The sequence below is a fragment of the Psychromonas sp. KJ10-10 genome (assembly GCF_047323245.1).
GTDB lineage: Bacteria > Pseudomonadota > Gammaproteobacteria > Enterobacterales > Psychromonadaceae > Psychromonas.
The window spans coordinates 1,339,484-1,357,735 of sequence record NZ_CP178826.1; the positions used below are offsets into that span (position 1 = coordinate 1,339,484).

Below are 18,252 nucleotides of genomic sequence, written 5' to 3' on the forward strand. Positions count from 1 at the left end.
GCATGTCATTAGAAAATGTACAAACAGTTGAGGCATTACAAGTGGTTAATATGCTTGATAAAACGGCAAAAAAAATTCTTATTAAACTACTCAATAATCTATCTGAGAGCCAATTAACCCTAGTGGATAAACAAGAGACTATTGTTTTTGGAGACAGTCAGGCCTCTCTTAAAGCGGTTGTGTATATTGATAACCCTAAAACTTACAAACGCATTTTATTGGGTGGTTCCATTGTCGCTGGCGAGTCATATATTGATGGTTGGTGGAGAAGCCCAGATTTGACCAAAGTAATTCAGGTATTAGGGCGAGAGAAGGGCGTGCGAGAAGGCCTAGAAAAGTCTTTTGCAAAAGTATTATCCTTACCTAAATGGCTCTATCATAAAGCGCGTAAAAATACTAAAGCCGGCTCTAAAAAAGAATATATTGGCCCATTATGATTTGGGTAATGACATGTATGAGACCTTCCTCGATAAAGAGATGATGTACTCCAGTGCAATTTATGCTCACCCAGAATCAACCTTAGATGAAGCGCAAATACATAAGCTTGATACTATTTGTCAGCGTTTAGATCTTCAACCCGGTGAAACCTTACTTGAAATTGGCACAGGGTGGGGAGCGTTAGCCATTTATGTCGCTCAACATTATGGTGTTAACGTTACAACCACAACTATTTCCGATGCGCAATTTGCATACGCTCAGGCACGCATAACATCACTCGGTTTAGAGGATAAAATTACCCTTCTATGTAAAGATTATCGAGAACTTGATGGGCAATATGACAAACTAGTGTCGATTGAGATGATTGAAGCTGTTGGACATGAGTACTTAGCTAGCTTTTTTGAAACCTGTAATAAACACTTAAAACCAGAAGGTAAAATGCTTATTCAGGCGATTACTATTTCTGACCAACGTTACCATGAATATCGTAAAGGTGTTGATTTTATTCAAAGGTATATTTTCCCCGGTGGTTGTTTACCCTCTATTAATATTATGGCGGACAATGTTGCCAGTAAAACAGATATGGTGATTACTGGATTGCATGACATTGGTCAGGATTATGCTAAAACCTTGAAGCATTGGTTTGAAAGGTTTGATGCGCAACTTAGTAATATTAGAAAAATGGGTTACGGTGACGACTTTATTCGCCTGTGGCAGTTTTATTTATGTTACTGCGAAGGGGCATTTTTAGAGAGAACTATTAGTACTGTTCACCTTGTTGTCGCTAAGCCTGGTTATAGAGATGCTTAACAAGTCCTTTAGTTTAGGGCCTCGTAGCTTTATGGTATTTAATTTTATTAGCTTCCAAAGTTCATGGTTAGTGGCTGTTAATATGCAACAACAAGGATTAATAATATTATCTATTATCCTAGCTAGCCACTTTCTAGTCAGCCCGCACCGTAGCAGAGATTGGCTAACTTTACTCTGTATCACCCTCGCTGGCTGTTTAGTTGATTTTAGCTTTTCTTATGTAAATGTTTTTTCTTTTAAAGATGGGCTGTTGTTGCCTTTGTGGTTAATATTCCTATGGGCTAATTTTGCCTTAACATTTCATTATAGTATGGCTTGGTTAAATCGCTTACCTGTTCCCGTTCAAGCTGTATTAGGTGGCGTATTTGGTGCACTTAGTTATTACAGCGCATACAAATTAGGGGCAGTTGATTATCCCTTTGGCGAAATGCTCACTATTATTTGCTTAATATTGATCTGGTCTTTGACTTTGCCCGTATATATTTTCATTTCATTAAAAATAAAAGATAAATATGATGAAAAAAACAAAGTGCATCCATCCTTTGCATAGAAGCTTTGTAGCGGAAAGTCTTTTCAATAGAAAGCAGGTAAATTATTTTACTTCCTTCATTGCGATCTTCTTTATCTTAATTTCTCATCACACTGTTAACGCAACTTCTTTACCTCAGCAACTGATAAAAGTGGGGGAGGGGACTATGTCCTGGATGTTTTTAGATATTTATCATGCCTCATTGTTTACTTCAACGGGGAAGTACAATGAGCAAAGTCATCCGCAGGTATTAACTATTAATTACCTAAAAAACATTAAAAAAAATAGTCTAATTGAAGCCACTGAAGAGCAATGGTTATTGCATGATGTGGATGAAGAAAAGTTAAAAAATTGGCTACAGCTACTGCATCAAATATGGCCAGATATAAATAAGGGCGACAGTTTAACTTTTCATGTGGCGGAGAATAAAGAAGGTTATTTTTATTATAATCAAGAACTAATAGGTCGTATCCCTAACGAAGATTTTTGCAATGCTTTTTTGGCGATTTGGTTATCGGAAAAGACATCACAACCTAAATTACGACGTCAACTTTTAGCGTTATGAGTAAAAATCTAGCGAATTAATGAATGGAATTAATATGAGATTACTAAAAAAACAATTTAAAGTATTCAGTTTGTTATTTAACTTATTGATAATATTTACAATAAGCGCATGTAGTAGTCCTGATATAAAAAATTATAATAATACTAAACCTGATTTTAATGTTTTACATTTTTTTAATGGTGAGCTCGAAGCTAAAGGTGTTGTTATGGATCGAAAAGGCTTAGTGACAAGGCGATTCAGTGTGATAATGCTGGGAAATATTAGTAAATCTAATGCTTTGGATAAAGAACAACTTACACTAGAAGAGTGGTTTACCTTTGACGATGGTGAGCAATCTAAGCGTACATGGATTATCACTAAAAATGATGATGGAACCTATCAAGGCAGGGCTAACGACATCATTGATGTTGCATCGGGTGAAAGCTTAGGAATGGCCTTGCATTGGGATTATGAAATGGATTTAACCGTCGAAGGAACAACCTACAGGGTTGTGTTTGATGATTGGTTATATCGAATCGATGATCACAATGTCATTAATCGCAGTTATATTAAAAAATGGGGCTTTAAAGTAGGGGAAGTTATTTTATCTATCCGTAAAATAAAATAGTCGAGTTAGGTTAATAATGTGTTTTATTGTTTTTGTGAAGCTTGCGCTTTAATTTGTATTACAATACTTCTTTTTTCTGTTTGAACATTGAGTCGCCTCACAAAGGTAAGCTAGCAAGATTATAGATCTTTAGCGTAATTAATCATAAAAAATGAATTTATATTCACTTGTCCTCTGCTAAATGGCAAATTATATCCCATATTGAGTGTTTTTTGAGCTTTTTTGTGGTCTTTTGTGCCTAAAAAGCCTCTCAATTACCCCTGTAGATAAAAAATAATTCCCCTTCTCCCTTTGATTTACAAGCCATTAACAACTATCTCAGATATTTGTGTATAAGAATATTGGATTTTATGTCGCTATAACGATAGAATACCAGCAAAATCACGCCTGTGTTACGCTTGTTATGTAGGTTTATTTCGATGGAATGGTGTTTGAGCCTTGTGCTTATAGGATGCTGTGCGCCTTATTTATAGGATCGGAATGTTAGTTTGTTAGAAATATTCTCTAAAAAATCTACTTTCCTATGGATTGAAAATCAAAAAGAAGTACCTGTTTTTCAGTTTATTCACTAAATAAGATAATGCACTTCGAAAACATTAGAACTGAAATAGTAGTACAAATAACTGCTATTTTATCTTGAAGGACATGTTTATGACTAATATAGAGCAAAACGCTCAAGGCCTTTATGTGCCGGAAATGGAACACGATGCCTGTGGTATCGGATTTGTTGCACATTTAAAAAATAGTAAATCACATGCTATTGTGACACAAGCTTTAGATATGCTTGCGCGCATGGAGCATCGTGGTGGTCAAGGTTGCGATCCTTGTAGTGGTGATGGTGCTGGTATTTTATTACAAAAGCCGCATGAATTCTTAGTGACTGAAGCGCTAAAAGTAGGTATTACTTTACCTAAGTTTGATCAATACGCTGTAGGAACCGTGTTATTCCCACAGGATGAAAATCAACGTAATGAATGTCGCGATATTTTAGAGCGAACAGCAGAGCGTTTAGGTCTTGAAGTAATAGGTTACCGTGTTCTGCCAACAGATAACTCAATGATTGGTGCTGATCCTTTGAGTACTGAACCACAGTTCGAACATATGTTCGTAACGGGTGGAATCGAAATGTCACCTGATGTATTAGAACGTAAATCATTTATTTTACGTAATTATGCAACCCGTATTTGTTTACAGTCTGTCGCTGGAATCGAAGATAACTTCTATATTAATACTTTTTCATACAAAACAATTGTATATAAAGGCCAGTTAACTACTGAACAAGTGCCTCAATACTTCCTTGATTTACAAAATCCAAGCATGGTAACGGCACTTGCACTAGTTCATTCACGTTTCTCAACGAATACATTCCCTCGTTGGCGTTTAGCGCAACCTTTCCGTTATATCGCCCATAATGGTGAAATTAACACGGTTCGCGGTAATATCAACTGGATGAAAGCGCGTGAAGCACTATTAGAAGCTGAATACTTCACTCGTGAAGAGTTGAATATGTTAATGCCTATTTGTACAGATGGCATGTCTGACTCTGCAAGCTTTGATATGGCGTTAGAATTGTTAGTACTTTCTGGCCGTAGTCTTCCTCATGCATTAATGATGATGATTCCAGAAGCATGGCAAGAAAATAAAGAGATGGAGCCTAAACGTCGCGCTTTCTATCAATATCATGCAAGCTTAATGGAACCATGGGATGGCCCTGCCTCTGTTTGTTTCACCGATGGTGTGCAAGTAGGTGCAACACTTGACCGTAATGGTTTACGTCCTTCTCGTTACTGTGTGACTAAAGATGACTTCTTAGTCATGGCGTCAGAAAGTGGTGTTGTTGATATTAAACCTGAAAACATCAAATCACGTGGTCGTTTACAACCTGGTCGTATATTTGTTGCTGACTTAGAGCAAGGTCGTATCATTTCTGATGATGAAGTTAAAAGTACGATTGCGACAGCAAGACTGCCTACGAAAAATGGTTATCAGATAATCTAGTTAAACTAGAGGAGCAACCAGTCGCCTTAGAGCGTAATATCCAACCAAATGATGGTCAGTTATTAACGCGTTTACAGTCTTTCGGTGTAAGCTCTGAAGAAGTTAGCGAAATCATTCTACCAATGTTACTAGATGGTAAAGAGCCACTAGGTGCAATGGGGGTGGATTGGCCATTAGCGGTACTTTCTCATCAATCACAACATTTATCACATTACTTTAAGCAATTATTTGCACAGGTAACTAACCCACCAATCGATCCGATTCGTGAACGTATGGTAATGTCGTTAAATACTTACCTAGGTAAAGATAAAAACTTATTATCTGAAACGCCTGCACATTGTCATAAAGTAGAGCTTGAGTCGCCAGTATTAAGTAATGCTGAACTACAAAAAATCAATGCACTTGATGATAAGCATTTACAAGCAAAAACACTGGATACTTTGTTCCTAGCAACGGGTGAAAAAGGGCGTTTAAGCAAAGCCTTAAACCGTATTTGTCGTTATGCAGAAGATGCGATACATGATGGTTATTCAATCATTATTCTTTCTGATCGTAATGCAACTTCAGATCACGCGCCAATCCCTGCTATGTTAGTAACAGGTGCGGTACATCATTACCTAATCAAACGTGGCTTACGTGCGTTATGTGACCTTGTTGTAGAAACAGGTGATGTTCGTGAAACACATCATTTTGCAACAGTTATTGGTTACGGTGCATCAGCGGTTAATGCATACTTAATTGAAGAAATGATTGTTGATTTGCAAGCGAAGAACCGTCTTCCTGCTGATAAAACTGTCGCTGACATATTTGCTTCTTATAAATATGCAATTGATGCAGGATTATTAAAAATCTTCTCGAAAATGGGGATTTCGACTATCCAGTCATACCAAGGCGCACAAATATTTGAAGCGCTTGGTGTAAGTAAATCAGTTGTTGATGCGTACTTCAAAGGCACTGTGACTCGAATTCAAGGTTTATCAATTGATGATATCGCTGATGAAATCTTAATTCGTCATCGTTATGCTTTCCCATTACGTGCTGTTCCAATGCAACGTTTAGATGTGGGTGGTGTTTACCAATGGAAGCAACGTGGTGAGAAACATTTATTCAACCCAACAACGATTTCTTTATTGCAACAGTCAACGCGTAATAAAAACTATGAGCAATTTAAAGAATATGCTAATGCGGTAGATGCGCAGGGCGATAGTGCTCGCAACATTACGTAGTCAATTTGAATTTGTGCCTAATGCAACAGGACCTATTTCAATTGATGAAGTTGAACCGGCTGAAAACATTCTGAAACGATTTGCAACAGGTGCAATGTCATTTGGTTCTATCTCTCATGAGGCTCACTCGACACTTGCTATTGCAATGAATCGCATTGGTGCGAAATCGAACTCTGGTGAAGGTGGTGAAGATCCTGCTCGTTTCTTACCAAAAGAAAACGGTGACTGGGAACGTTTCTGCAATCAAACAGGTTGCTTCAGGTCGTTTTGGTGTAACTTCATATTACTTAAGTAATGCTTGCTGAAATCCAAATTAAAATGGCACAGGGTGCAAAACCAGGTGAAGGTGGACAATTACCAGGTCATAAAGTTGATGACTGGATTGGTCGTACACGTCACTCTACTCCAGGTGTTGGTCTGATTTCACCACCACCACATCATGATATTTATTCAATCGAAGATTTAGCACAGCTAATTTATGATTTGAAAAATGCTAACCGTGCTGGTCGTGTTAACGTTAAATTGGTATCAGAAGCTGGTGTTGGTACAATCGCATCGGGTGTAGCAAAAGCAAAAGCAGATGTTATCTTAATTGCTGGTTTTGACGGCGGTACAGGTGCATCTCCACTGTCTTCTATTCGTCATGCTGGTTTACCTTGGGAGCTTGGATTATCAGAAGCGCATCAAACGCTAATGAAAAACGGATTACGTAATCGTATCGTTTTACAGGCTGATGGTCAGATGAAAACACCACGTGATTTAACTATTGTCGCACTACTAGGTTCTGAAGAGTGGGGCGTAGCAACCGCTGCATTAGTGGTTGAAGGTTGTATTATGATGCGTAAGTGTCATTTAAATACTTGTCCTGTTGGTATCGCAACACAAAATAAAACATTACGTGAACGCTTTGATGGCCGTGTAGAGGATGTTGTTACATTCTTTGGTTACATGGTACAAGGCATGCGTGAGAATATGGCTAAATTAGGTTATAAAACCATCAATGAAATGGTTGGTCAAACACAGAACCTAAAAGTACGTGAAGATATCAAACATTGGAAATACAAAAACCTAGATTTAAGCACTATCTTGTTTAAGCAAACAGGCAAAAAAGAAGATGGTATGTTTAACCAAATTGGTCAAAACCATAATCTAGAAGCTGTATTAGATAGACAATTAATCGAACTTGCTAAACCTGCACTTGAAAATGGTGAAGCAGTGACGGGTAGTTTCCCTATCACTAATATTGACCGCTCTTGTGGCACCATGCTTTCTAACGAAATCTCTAAGGTGTACAACGATCAAGGTCTACCACAACCTATGAAAGTTAAATTTAACGGTTCAGCAGGACAATCATTTGGTTGTTTCCTTGCTAAAGGTGTTGAGTTTACCGTTGAGGGTGATGCCAACGATTACTGGGGTAAAGGTTTGTCTGGTGGACAAATTATTATCTACCCGCACCGTAATTCAGACATAGTTTCTAAAGACAATATCATCGTAGGTAACGTATGTTTCTATGGAGCTACATCTGGCGAATCATATATTAATGGTATGGCTGGTGAACGTTTCTGTGTACGTAACTCTGGTGCTGAAGTGGTTGTTGAAGGTCTAGGTGACCACGGTTGTGAATATATGACTGGTGGTATCATGATTAACTTAGGTTCAACAGGTCGTAACTTTGCGAGCAGGTATGAGTGGCGGTGTTGCTTATGTCTGGAATGAAGATGGCTCTTTTGAAGCTAACTGTAATATGGAACTTGTTGACCTTGATCCTTTAGAACAAGCGGATAAAGATTTAATTGTTGCTAAAGTAACAAAACACTTTGAGCTAACAGAATCTAATCTTGTAACTGCATTCCTATCGGATGTTGAAGCGAGTTTAGGTAAAATAGTAAAAGTCATGCCTCGTGATTACAAAGCCGTACTAGTCGCACGTGCGAAAGGAGAAGCATAATGGGTAAGCCTACTGGATTTTTAGAATTAGGTCGTGAACTGCCGGGTAAACTGCCAGTTGAAGAGCGTCTAAAAGATAATAAAGAATTCGTACAAATGGATGAGTTTGGGAAGAAAATTAATGACCAAGCTTCTCGTTGTATGGATTGTGGTGTTCCTTTTGTCACAGCGGTTGTCCGATCGGCAATATTATTCCTGAGTTCAATGATGCCGTTTACCGTGATAGTTGGCAGGAAGCATGGGAAATTTTAAGCTCGACAAATAACTTCCCTGAATTTACTGGTCGTGTTTGTCCTGCTCCCTGTGAAAGTTCATGTGTATTAGGTATTAACCAAGATCCAATTACTATCTGTAACATCGAAAAAAATATCGTTGAAACAGCTTATAAAAATGGATACGTTAAGCCAAAAATTCCAACTTCACGTACAGGTAAAACCGTTGCTATTATTGGTTCAGGTCCTGCAGGGTTAGCGTACGCTGAGCAACTAAATAGTGCCGGTCATACTGTTACTGTTTATGAACGTGATGAAAAAGTGGGTGGTTTACTGCGTTTTGGTATCCCTGACTTTAAATTGGGCATGGATGTTATCGATCGTAAAATTGCGGTAATGGAAGCGACTCGGAATCAAAATGGTTGTGAATGCTCATATCGGTGTTGATTTTGATGCTAAAGAGTTACGTAAGCAATTTGACGTTGTTTTATTAACAGGTGGTTCTACGGTTCCTCGTGATTTACCTATTCCTGGTCGTGATTTGAAAGGTGTTCATTTTGCAATGGAATTCTTAGGTCAAAATAACCGCCGCGCAAACGGTATGGATCTTAAAACTGAAGAGATTCATGCTCGCAGATGATCACGTTGTGGTTATCGGTGGTGGTGATACAGGTTCTGACTGTGTTGGTACATCTAACCGTCATGGCGCACTTCTGTTACACAAGTGGAAATAATGCCAATTCCACCTGAAAAACGAACAGTAAACATGCCTTGGCCTTCATACCCAATGATCTTGAAAACAACCACTTCTCATGAAGAAGGTGTTGAGCGTCACTGGTCAATTCTTACTAAAGAATTTATTGGTGATGAAAATGGCAACGTTAAAGAGTTAGTTGTTGCTGATATCGAATGGGAAGAAGTCGCTCCGGGCCAACGTCCTAACTTTAAAGAAATTGAAGGTTCTGTACGTTCAATTCCTTGTACTAAAGCATTCTTGGCAATGGGTTTCTTACATCCAGAACCAACGGGTGTATTAGCACAGCTTGAGATTGGTCTAGATGAGCGTGGTAACGTTAAAACATCTGATTTCCAAACCACTCAAGCAGGTATATTTGTCGCTGGTGATATGCGCACAGGTCAGTCTTTGATTGTTCGTTGTATCAATGAAGGTCGTGAAGCATCACGTGCAATCGACGAATACCTAATGGGTAATACGAACTTGGAAGGTATTGCTGATTCTTTAATGTTATCGAACTCATAAATTATTAATCGATTTCATTAACGACACACAAGCCCCTGCTTATTAATTTAAGCAGGGGCTTTTTTTATTGCCACTGTTTTTATACAAGGTTAGGTATGCTTTTTAGGTTTGCACTTATTAGGAAAGAGAGAGGTGGTGTCCCCTGCGCGACTCGAACGCACGTCTAAAACTTAGGAGGTTCTTGTTCTATCCAACTGAACTAAGGGGACTTTATTATTAAACTAACACATAGATTGTAATACAGACTGCTATTTAATTCGATATAAAATCCCTGTTAGTGGTGTGCTTTAATGGTTTTATTCTTTGTTTGCTAGTCAAGCATGTCATTTGCACAAGCAATGGCATCCTCTAAGGTTCGTGAAAATCTCATTTTACCGGGTTTGAAACGAATGCCTGCACGACGTAATTTCAGCACCATACGCGGTTGTAAATTATTAATAACCAAAGCTACCTTCTGTTTTGCAAGGTTGTCTTTAATTGACTCTAGCGCCATGATTGCACTCATGTCTAACATGTTAACTTCTGTCATATCCAGTATAACAGCACGTAGGTTGGGAGTGACGATAGAGATACTTTGTAATGCTTTTTGTGCGGAGCCAAAAAATAGAGATCCATTAATATCATAGATAACCATGTCATCTGAGAGTTCGCCATAGGCCTCATGGCTTTTATCAATACGTGCTGTATCGGTTAAATTAATGCTTTTACGAATAAATAAAACAGTTGCTAATCCAATTCCCACAGCAACAGCAATGGTCATATCAAACAGTACGGTTAACAAGAAGCAGATAATAAGGACAATCACATCATCCCTTGGGGCAACTTTAATAGTGCGAATAAAGTGTTTGGCTTCACTCATATTCCATGCAACAACTAATAATAGAGCCGCCATAGAAGCCATTGGAATATAAGCTAATAAAGGGGTTAGTGCGAGTATAGAAGCAAGAATAAATAAACCATGAACAAAGGAGGCAAGTGGCAAGCTTCCTCCTGATTTTATATTTGCAGTGGTACGTGCAATTGCTCGCCGTTGCTGGTATCCCACCAAATAATGGTGCAATCATATTACCAATACCTTGACCAATAAGTTCATCATTTGGGTTGTGTTTTTACCAGTCATTCCGTCAGCAACAACTGCACATAATAGGGACTCTAAAGCTCCCAATATAGCGATGGTAATGGCGGAGGGTAATAATAATTTGATAAGATCAAAGCCTATTCCAATAGGCTCTCCATTTGCATTTGCTAAATTCCATGGCCATTCAAAGGAAGGCAAAATAGCTGGGATCCCATTTCCAACTAGGCCGTTTATATCGTATTGAAAACGACTACCAATAGTAGCGACGGAAAAACCTTGAAAAATATTGCTCAGGCCCCACGCAATAATAGATCCAACTAATAGTGCGATAAGGTGCCCCGGAATTTTTGAGCGTAATCTAGGCCATAAAATTAAAATAATGATGGTAATAGCACCGATAAAAAACTCTTGAAAGTTAATTGAAGGTAATGAAAAAAGAATCAAGGAGAGTTTATCGAGGTAATCTCCTTCAAAATGAGTAATTGTTAACCCTAAAAAATCTTTTATTTGTAAGGTACCTATTACAACTCCGATGCCTGCTGTAAAGCCAATAATGACGGGATAAGGAACTATTTCAATTAGTTTACCAAGTTTACCTACGCCCATTAAAACTAAAAGAATGCCGGCCATAAAACCGCTAATTAGCAAGCCACCAATACCAAATTGATGAACTATAGGTAATAAAACCACAACAAAGGTCGCGGTTGGCCCTGATACATTTACTTTAGAGCCACCACATATAGCGATAAAAAGACCAGAAATAATTGCTGTATATAAACCATGCTGTGGAGGAACGCCACTGGCGATTGCTAAAGCCATGGACAGAGGTAATGCAATGATACCAACAGCTAATCCCGCTAGTATGTTTGCTTGAATGTCTGAAAGAGTTGGTTTGTTAGCGATGGATTTTTTTAAGGCAAAAAACAAGGTACACCTACTTTCTTTAGGTTTAATGAGAAGTAGATCGCGTTACTCTTCCAGAAAACAATTCTCAATAAGCGATATAAATAATCTCAAATTTATAGAAAGTAGATTTTTAAGGTAATAAAACCAATAAATTTCTGAAGTTTAAATTGGCTTTATTACCAAGGAGTTAAGTTTTCTTATTATGAAAAACTCTCAAATAGTTACTTAATACGTGCAAGGTCGTTAATTTGAATATTTCCCAATGGTAAATTGTCAAGGGTACGCAGAATCGCACTTTTTTGTTCAACTTCGATAACCTTCATTGCACCTTGATATTGGCTTCTGGTGCTTCGCTCTATACCAAATTGATCCTTCTCAGTTGTCGAGTAGAAAATAGTTAACTGAGCATCATTAGCAAGCCCATTATTTTCTCCTAGGTTGATTCGTAAGGTATTGTTATTTACAGATACTACCTTTGCAATGGGTTGTAGGCATTGTAATTGCCTCTCTAAATCAACCGTAACATCATCAAGTAAAGTAAGGATTGATTGCCCATAATCATTACCCCAAAAAGATTTGCTCTGTAAATCTGCTTCTTCATGTTCTCCATATTGCCATTCAGCTTCAGTTCTATATTGTTTATTTGATAATAACTTCCCCTGTAAAGCATCGTAGAGGTATATAGTTATATAAAAATGTCGTATCGGATTGTTGATCCAGTAACCGAGTGAATTTTTGCTTTTAAAGCTAACCGATACATCGTTTATCTCGCCATAGATAATAAATTGGCTATCAGTACTGGAGGCAATCGAATGTAAAGTATCAACCTGTCGGTTATCTTGGTATTGCTCTCCTAATCGGAGAGGGGTATTGACATACTGACGAACATCAAGGCTTTGTGAGGAGTGCGTTAATTGGTTAAATAGCGTCTTACTAACAAGTTTATTTATATCGAATATTTTGCCATCTACGGCCTGAACTGGTGTATTTAATTTAAAGCGGGAAAGGGCAATAGATTTAGGAAAATTCCTGCCATAACAAATATTTTCTGGTGTTTGTATATCCACTTTTACGGTGAGGTGAATTGAGTCACCACTACTATCGTGTTGCTTTTTTTCGTTAATAATAGTTAATGCTCTAATTTCACCCTCACTATTTAAAACGAGGTTATTTTCAACAAGCACACCATTGCTGACTTGTTGCAAGCTAGATATTGTACCTCCCGAGTAAGAGAGTGCATTTTTCACGGACTTTTTAATGGCGCGTTCTCGTGCACTTTCCCAATCGCCATCGATAACGGGGGCGCTAGCAGAGGATTCAAACCATTGACAATAAGACATGCTTGAAAAAAATGCTAAAAGAAAGAAAGTAAATTTATTCATAAAAACCTTCATTTTTTACTCTATTGAATATTTAAGATAATAAATTTAACCCTTAGCTTTAAAGTTAACCTTAAATGCTTCAGATAATATTTATACCATTGGTTAGACTAAGCAATATTTATACCATAGGTTAGTTTTTGAAAAATATGGTTGTTAAGTTAAAGTTATTTGAAGCGTTGCCGATACCTTAATTGAATTTAAAAATTATTATTTTCTTCGAGGCAGGTATCTATGAAAAAATTATTATTAATTGGCGTATCACTCTTCATCTTACAAGGGTGCAGTATGACAGCTGATACCAGTATGTCTGATAAAGAGCAGGAAGTGTCTGGGCAAGAAAATCAAAATAAAACACAGAGAAAGCATGATGATGAATATCTTTATTATTATGTTTCACATTCTTTTAGCCAAGCAGATGTAGAAAAAGAAGCAAACCGAGAGAGAACTAGGTGTACCAACAGAATCTAATGGGTATGGCCATTTATATTCTTTTAACGGAGAGAAGTCGTTAATTTTGTCGGAAGTAGTCAGTAAAATGGCAGAGCAACTGTTGTATAACTATCCTAAAAAATATCATTCAGAGACTATTGCTTTAACATCAATCGTAGACTTGAATGATCACTCTGTTACAAACTGGTTAGGACAAACTGTTTCTGAGCAATTTATTCATGAATTACATATTCGTCAACTACCGGTTATTGATTTTAAATTAACGGGTAATATCCAGTTAACCAATGCAGGAGAGTTTGCTTTAACGCGAGATTGGACGAAGCTGAATAAAAATGTCAATGTTAGCCGTATTCTAACTGGGACTATGTCGCGTAATGAAGAAGGTATGATCTTTAATATGCGTATTGTTAATGCTAACTCAAACCTTGTTGAATCAACCAGTAGTGCCTTTATTCCTCATAATTTATTTGTTGGTGGGCAATATGATTATCAGAACAAAAAATATTATGAGCGCGATAGTCGTCTAGTACAACAAAATAAAGCGCAGGTACGTATTGTAAGATAAATATATGGCTTAGTTCTTGCTTGATCATTGTTAGCGTTGTTAATGATCAAGCAAGGAATTTATTATGAAAGTATATCTATCAGCCATTCTGGCTGTTTCTCTATTATCTGCCTGTAGTCACAATAGTCAAATAACCCCCGTCAAAGTGGATCAAAACTATGCACATACCTTTACCTCCGTTGGTTATGCGCCGATAGAAGCTCAACCAGGTAATAGTTTTGATATGAAAGTACTCAATGCGATTAAAGCCTCTAAATTAGAAGCCTATAAAGAAATGGCTGAGCAAGTGTTTGGTGTACTGATTGCCGCAGATGGTAGTATCGATGGCTCTGTTTTGGGTAATAATAGTATTGAAGCGAAAGTGAAAGGTTTGGTAAAAGGCGCGAAAGTCATGAAAAGTTATCATGAAGGGGATGTTTATATCACTGAACTAGAATTGGATATGAAAACCCTGCCTTTTTTACAAGCACCTGAGTTTAAACATAAAGGAAGCCAAGCTATCAGAGTTGAAGATACAGTTTATTATTAATGGTGATAATTGAAACGCATAGCGAATGTTTTTACAGGTGAAGTTTAATAAGCCTGCATATATTAGGCTTGAATGTTTTTACCGAGAAGTTTGCCACTATTCAATGAACCTTTTTGATCATAGGTTACGCTATTTTTTCCAGTCGCTTGTGTCATCAGTTGTAAAAAGTGCTTGTTACTCTTCATGCTGAGGGCTACCAACTTCCCATTTATGGCGTTAACTTTTTGACAGTTTTTTAACTGTATTTCTAGCGCGGATTTTATTTCATTTAAAGCTGGGCTTTGAGCAATTTCGCTAAGGTTTTGCTGTGTTGTTAATTGTTGATCAAGTGTAGAGATAGTTTGTAGTACTTTTTGCTTATTAAATAAGATTTCACTAAAGGTAGAGAAGTCTTTTTCTGTTAAACAGCGTTTTTCCTCTTCGAGGATTACTTGAAGATCTTGGATATGTTGTAGTTGTTGCGATAATTTATCTTGTAGCATTATGTTTATCTTTTTTCACTATATACAAAATTATGCGAATGCTTTTCCAAAATCACCTTCAAACTTACTTAATTTTTCAGCCAAACGTTCAGTATTAACTTTATACTCACCATTCAAAATAGCCGCTTTTAGTGTCTCAACTTTTTGCGTGTTAACCTGAGGCTCACTTGTCGCTTGCATATTATTAAGGCTTTGTACCTGTGAAGTAAGTTGTACAGAATCTTGGTTTTTACTAGTGCTATCAACACCTTGCTTGCTAACTTCCTGTTGCTTTTTAGCTTGATTCTGTTCTACAACGATGTTTTTTTGTGTGGCTTGTCGATTGATACTTATACTCATAATTATCTTCCAAAAAGAATACTTATTAATAGTGTCGGCATGCTTGGTTATTTCTTTAGCTATTTTAGCTTTTATTTTAACAAAAGAGTATTTATTTCTAAAATGAAACATTAATCCTTTTAAGTCCGGATACGGTTCCAACAACAATACGCTGTGTGCGACTATTTTTAACTCTGACCGTATTACCAATATTCGCGTCATGCAAAGCAATGCCTGATGCAGTAATTGCTAACCCTGTTTTCAACGCATTAATGGTAACTTTGTCGCCCTTGCAAACATAACAAACATCACGATCTTTAATTACTTTGTTTGCTGTTAAATTACGTTTTAAACGAACACCGTATAGGCCATCTAGGGAATCAAATCCACCATTTCTGATCTGTGATTTATCCATATAAATTAACTTGATATTATCGGGTGTTATTACTTGACCTTTGCTTAATGAGTCATTGACTACTACGATTTTTTGCAAGACGCTTACTTTAACGCGAATATAATTAATCCATTGTTTTTCATCTGAACAAGTTACTTTGACGGATGTTGTTAATTTGATTTTATCGTTAACTATTTCGCCAACAAGCCCTGTTTCACATTTTGGGTAATTAACACGTTTGTCTAATGGGGCTACTTTTAATTGTAGTTTTTCGTTTTCTTGTAGCTGGTACAATGAGTGATATTTCTCTAAAACAAGTGCTTGTGCAAAGTTTTCTAACTCTTTTCTGTAATTAGTGTCAGCAAAACTATAAGAGCAGACTAGACTAAATAAAAGAATAATAAAGCGTATCAAAATAATTGCCCTGTTCGGAGTGACGTATCACTGCGGAATTATGTAAATATAATGATGTATTAAGTACATTATAGAACGTTTTATTTGTAATTGCCTATACGATAGAAGGAATAGAATATGGCTGGTGTGTTAGATTCGGTGAATCAACGGACTCAACTAGTAGGACAAAATAGACTTGAGTTATTATTGTTTAAGCTAGGTGGAATTCAACGTTACGGTATTAATGTTTTTAAAGTGAAAGAGGTTTTACAGTGCCCTCCACTAACGGCATTACCTAAATTGCATAATGCAGTACGGGGAGTTGCTCATATACGAGGACAAACTATTTCTGTCATCGATATGAATTTAGCGACGGGTGGAAGGGCGATCGATAATATCGAAGAGCGCTTTATTATTATTACCGAGTACAATCGTTCAATTCAAGGGTTTTTAGTTGGTTCAGTGGAACGTATTATTAATATTAACTGGGAGGATATCCTGCCACCACCTAATGGTGTTGGTCGTTATAATTATTTAACCGCAGTGACTGAAATCGATGGTTCACTTGTTGAAATATTGGATGTTGAAAAAATCCTTGATGAAATAGCGCCAGTAAATACTGAAGTTGCCAGTGATGTGATTGATGATGATATCCAAGAAAAAATGGGTGCGAAGAAAATATTAGTCGCAGATGACTCTTCAGTGGCAAGAAAACAAATCCAACGTGCTATTACTGCCCTTGGGATTGAGTGTGATTTAGTAAAAGATGGTAAAGAAGCACTTGATTTATTAAAAGAAGTCGCTAAAACTCAACCGGTTATTGAACGCTATGCATTAATGATTTCAGATGTTGAAATGCCGGAAATGGATGGTTATACGTTAACATCTGAAGTAAAAACTAACCCAGATCTTGTCTGCGCTTCATATTATTTTACATACTTCACTAAGTGGTGTTTTTAATCAGGCTATGGTTGAAAAAGTAGGGGCAGATGATTTTATTGCAAAATTTAACCCTGATGAGTTAGCCACCGCAGTACAAAAGGTGATCAATTTAGAAAGCCAACTTAAAAGATAAGTGAGAAATTATTCGTGAGAGCACTCTCAGATGAAATATATAAGCAATTTTCCGACTTTTTAGAAGTACAATGTGGCATTGTGCTCGGTGCAAATAAACAATATTTGGTGAAAAGTCGACTAATTCCTTTAATGAGCAAGTTTTCTATTGATGACCTTTCTGAGTTAATCAAACAGTCAATGAGCTACAAGAATAGAGAATTAAGAACTGCTGTTATTGATGCGATGACAACCAATGAGACATTATGGTTTCGTGATAAATATCCATTTGAGTTGCTTTCCAATAAAATTTTTCCTGAAATATTAGAGAAAAAAAGAGCATTAAGATGTGGTCAGCGACAAGCTCCTCTGGTCAGGAGGCTTATTCGATTGCGATGACTGCAGTAGAATATCAAAAGCAGAAGTCTGTATTAGGTATGAATGTACAGATTGTTGGTACTGATATTTCTAATTCGATGTTGGAGCAATGTAAAAAGGGCACTTATGATACATTGGCGCTATCTCGAGGTTTAGCTGATGATCGTAAAAGGCAGTTTTTTACTAGTTTGAATGATGGCTCTGGTAAAATGCAAATTAAGCCAGAAGTCAAAAAAATGACCAGTTTTCGAAATTATAATTTATTAGATAGTTATGCGAGCCTTGGTAAATTCGATATTATTTTCTGCCGTAATGTATTGATATATTTTTCCAGTGATGTGAAATCACGTATTTTAAATCAATTCGCTGGTGCTCTTAATCCAGGTGGATACTTAATTTTAGGTGCATCAGAATCATTAACTGGCCTTACTTCTAAATTTGATATGGTGCGCTGTAATCCAGGTATCATATACAAGTTAAAGGGGTAACTGCCTCATTGCCTCTTTTTCATTTAAAGAGGCAATAATTGCCTAGCAAGACATTATTTATCTTTGCCTTCCTATAAACACTCAATCTAAGCAAACATCAAAGTCAAAATAATTAATGCTAAAAATAATTAATTTCAATTTTTTGTTTGATAATTAATTTTCTTTGTTATTGATTTTTATAGTATTAATTAATTTATATCGTTGAATTTTAAGTCATATCGAGTTAACAATTTTATTCTA

Annotated in this window: 15 protein-coding genes, 1 tRNA gene and 5 pseudogenes; 14 read left to right on the forward strand and 7 right to left on the reverse strand. The window is 36.9% G+C overall.

The window, feature by feature from the left end:
- Window positions 1–2: 2 nt before the first annotated feature.
- From ACLKMH_RS07640 to ACLKMH_RS07680, 9 genes and pseudogenes are all read left to right on the forward strand, one after another.
- A pseudogene (locus ACLKMH_RS07640) lies at window positions 3–1,248 on the forward strand (class I SAM-dependent methyltransferase).
- Window positions 1,241–1,798 (forward strand): DUF2878 domain-containing protein, encoded by a 558-nt coding sequence (locus ACLKMH_RS07645; protein ID WP_413701485.1) that lies wholly within the window; start codon window positions 1,241–1,243, stop codon window positions 1,796–1,798. The pseudogene ACLKMH_RS07640 and the gene ACLKMH_RS07645 overlap by 8 nt, the downstream one beginning before the upstream one ends.
- Entirely contained in the window at window positions 1,764–2,342 is a 579-nt protein-coding gene (locus ACLKMH_RS07650) for a chalcone isomerase family protein (protein ID WP_413702284.1), read from the forward strand. The genes ACLKMH_RS07645 and ACLKMH_RS07650 overlap by 35 nt, the downstream gene beginning before the upstream one ends.
- Before the next feature lie 34 nt (window positions 2,343–2,376).
- On the forward strand, window positions 2,377–2,949 hold the full coding sequence (locus ACLKMH_RS07655) for a DUF3833 domain-containing protein (protein ID WP_413701486.1): 573 nt from the start codon (window positions 2,377–2,379) through the stop codon (window positions 2,947–2,949).
- A gap of 651 nt (window positions 2,950–3,600) precedes the next feature.
- Window positions 3,601–8,124: pseudogene (gltB, locus tag ACLKMH_RS07660) on the forward strand (glutamate synthase large subunit).
- On the forward strand, window positions 8,124–8,375 hold the full coding sequence (locus ACLKMH_RS07665; protein WP_413701487.1) for a hypothetical protein: 252 nt from the start codon (window positions 8,124–8,126) through the stop codon (window positions 8,373–8,375). The pseudogene gltB and the gene ACLKMH_RS07665 overlap by 1 nt, the downstream one beginning before the upstream one ends.
- Window positions 8,270–8,782 (forward strand): NAD(P)-binding protein, encoded by a 513-nt coding sequence (locus ACLKMH_RS07670; protein WP_413701488.1) that lies wholly within the window; start codon window positions 8,270–8,272, stop codon window positions 8,780–8,782. The genes ACLKMH_RS07665 and ACLKMH_RS07670 overlap by 106 nt, the downstream gene beginning before the upstream one ends.
- On the forward strand, window positions 8,754–8,975 hold the full coding sequence (locus ACLKMH_RS07675; RefSeq protein WP_413701489.1) for a hypothetical protein: 222 nt from the start codon (window positions 8,754–8,756) through the stop codon (window positions 8,973–8,975). Before ACLKMH_RS07670 ends, ACLKMH_RS07675 begins: the two co-directional genes overlap by 29 nt.
- 93 nt (window positions 8,976–9,068) lie before the next feature.
- Window positions 9,069–9,596, forward strand: a complete 528-nt coding sequence (locus ACLKMH_RS07680) for a hypothetical protein (protein ID WP_413701490.1) — start codon at window positions 9,069–9,071, stop codon at window positions 9,594–9,596.
- A gap of 133 nt (window positions 9,597–9,729) precedes the next feature.
- Here the strand turns inward: ACLKMH_RS07680 and ACLKMH_RS07685 are convergent.
- The 4 genes and pseudogenes from ACLKMH_RS07685 to ACLKMH_RS07700 all read right to left on the reverse strand — a co-directional run bounded on the left by ACLKMH_RS07685 (window position 9,730) and on the right by ACLKMH_RS07700 (window position 12,962).
- A tRNA-Arg gene (locus ACLKMH_RS07685) sits at window positions 9,730–9,805 on the reverse strand.
- A 101-nt stretch (window positions 9,806–9,906) separates the two neighbouring features.
- Window positions 9,907–10,656 carry an STAS domain-containing protein gene (locus ACLKMH_RS07690; protein WP_413701491.1) on the reverse strand — a complete coding sequence of 250 codons (750 nt, stop codon included), beginning with the start codon at window positions 10,654–10,656 and terminating at the stop codon, window positions 9,907–9,909.
- A gap of 22 nt (window positions 10,657–10,678) precedes the next feature.
- Window positions 10,679–11,493, reverse strand: a pseudogene (locus ACLKMH_RS07695) (SulP family inorganic anion transporter); the annotation flags it as partial.
- Window positions 11,494–11,801: 308 nt separating this feature from the next.
- Window positions 11,802–12,962: a flagellar assembly protein T N-terminal domain-containing protein gene (locus ACLKMH_RS07700; protein ID WP_413701492.1), complete on the reverse strand. Its 1,161-nt coding sequence runs from the start codon at window positions 12,960–12,962 to the stop codon at window positions 11,802–11,804.
- Window positions 12,963–13,247: 285 nt separating this feature from the next.
- Between ACLKMH_RS07700 and ACLKMH_RS07705 the strand changes: the two genes are divergently transcribed.
- From ACLKMH_RS07705 to ACLKMH_RS07715, 3 genes are all read left to right on the forward strand, one after another.
- The gene (locus tag ACLKMH_RS07705; protein WP_413701493.1) at window positions 13,248–13,430 is read left to right on the forward strand and encodes a hypothetical protein; all 183 of its coding nucleotides are present in this window, start codon (window positions 13,248–13,250) and stop codon (window positions 13,428–13,430) included.
- Between the two features lie 46 nt (window positions 13,431–13,476).
- Entirely contained in the window at window positions 13,477–13,977 is a 501-nt protein-coding gene (locus ACLKMH_RS07710; RefSeq protein ID WP_413701494.1) for a FlgO family outer membrane protein, read from the forward strand.
- 64 nt (window positions 13,978–14,041) lie between these two features.
- Window positions 14,042–14,506, forward strand: a complete 465-nt coding sequence (locus ACLKMH_RS07715) for an LPP20 family lipoprotein (RefSeq protein WP_413701495.1) — start codon at window positions 14,042–14,044, stop codon at window positions 14,504–14,506.
- A gap of 62 nt (window positions 14,507–14,568) precedes the next feature.
- Here ACLKMH_RS07715 and ACLKMH_RS07720 read toward each other — a convergent pair whose 3' ends face one another.
- The 3 genes from ACLKMH_RS07720 to flgA form a co-directional block, all read right to left on the reverse strand.
- On the reverse strand, window positions 14,569–14,988 hold the full coding sequence (locus tag ACLKMH_RS07720; protein ID WP_413701496.1) for a flagella synthesis protein FlgN: 420 nt from the start codon (window positions 14,986–14,988) through the stop codon (window positions 14,569–14,571).
- 30 nt (window positions 14,989–15,018) lie between these two features.
- Window positions 15,019–15,327, reverse strand: coding sequence for a flagellar biosynthesis anti-sigma factor FlgM (gene flgM / locus ACLKMH_RS07725; RefSeq protein ID WP_413701497.1), 309 nt, complete (start codon window positions 15,325–15,327; stop codon window positions 15,019–15,021).
- A 97-nt stretch (window positions 15,328–15,424) separates the two neighbouring features.
- On the reverse strand, window positions 15,425–16,114 hold the full coding sequence (gene flgA / locus ACLKMH_RS07730; protein WP_413701498.1) for a flagellar basal body P-ring formation chaperone FlgA: 690 nt from the start codon (window positions 16,112–16,114) through the stop codon (window positions 15,425–15,427).
- 117 nt (window positions 16,115–16,231) lie between these two features.
- Here flgA and ACLKMH_RS07735 point away from each other — a divergent pair.
- Window positions 16,232–17,168: pseudogene (locus tag ACLKMH_RS07735) on the forward strand (chemotaxis protein).
- 14 nt (window positions 17,169–17,182) lie between these two features.
- A pseudogene (locus ACLKMH_RS07740) lies at window positions 17,183–18,012 on the forward strand (CheR family methyltransferase).
- Window positions 18,013–18,252 lie beyond the last annotated feature (240 nt).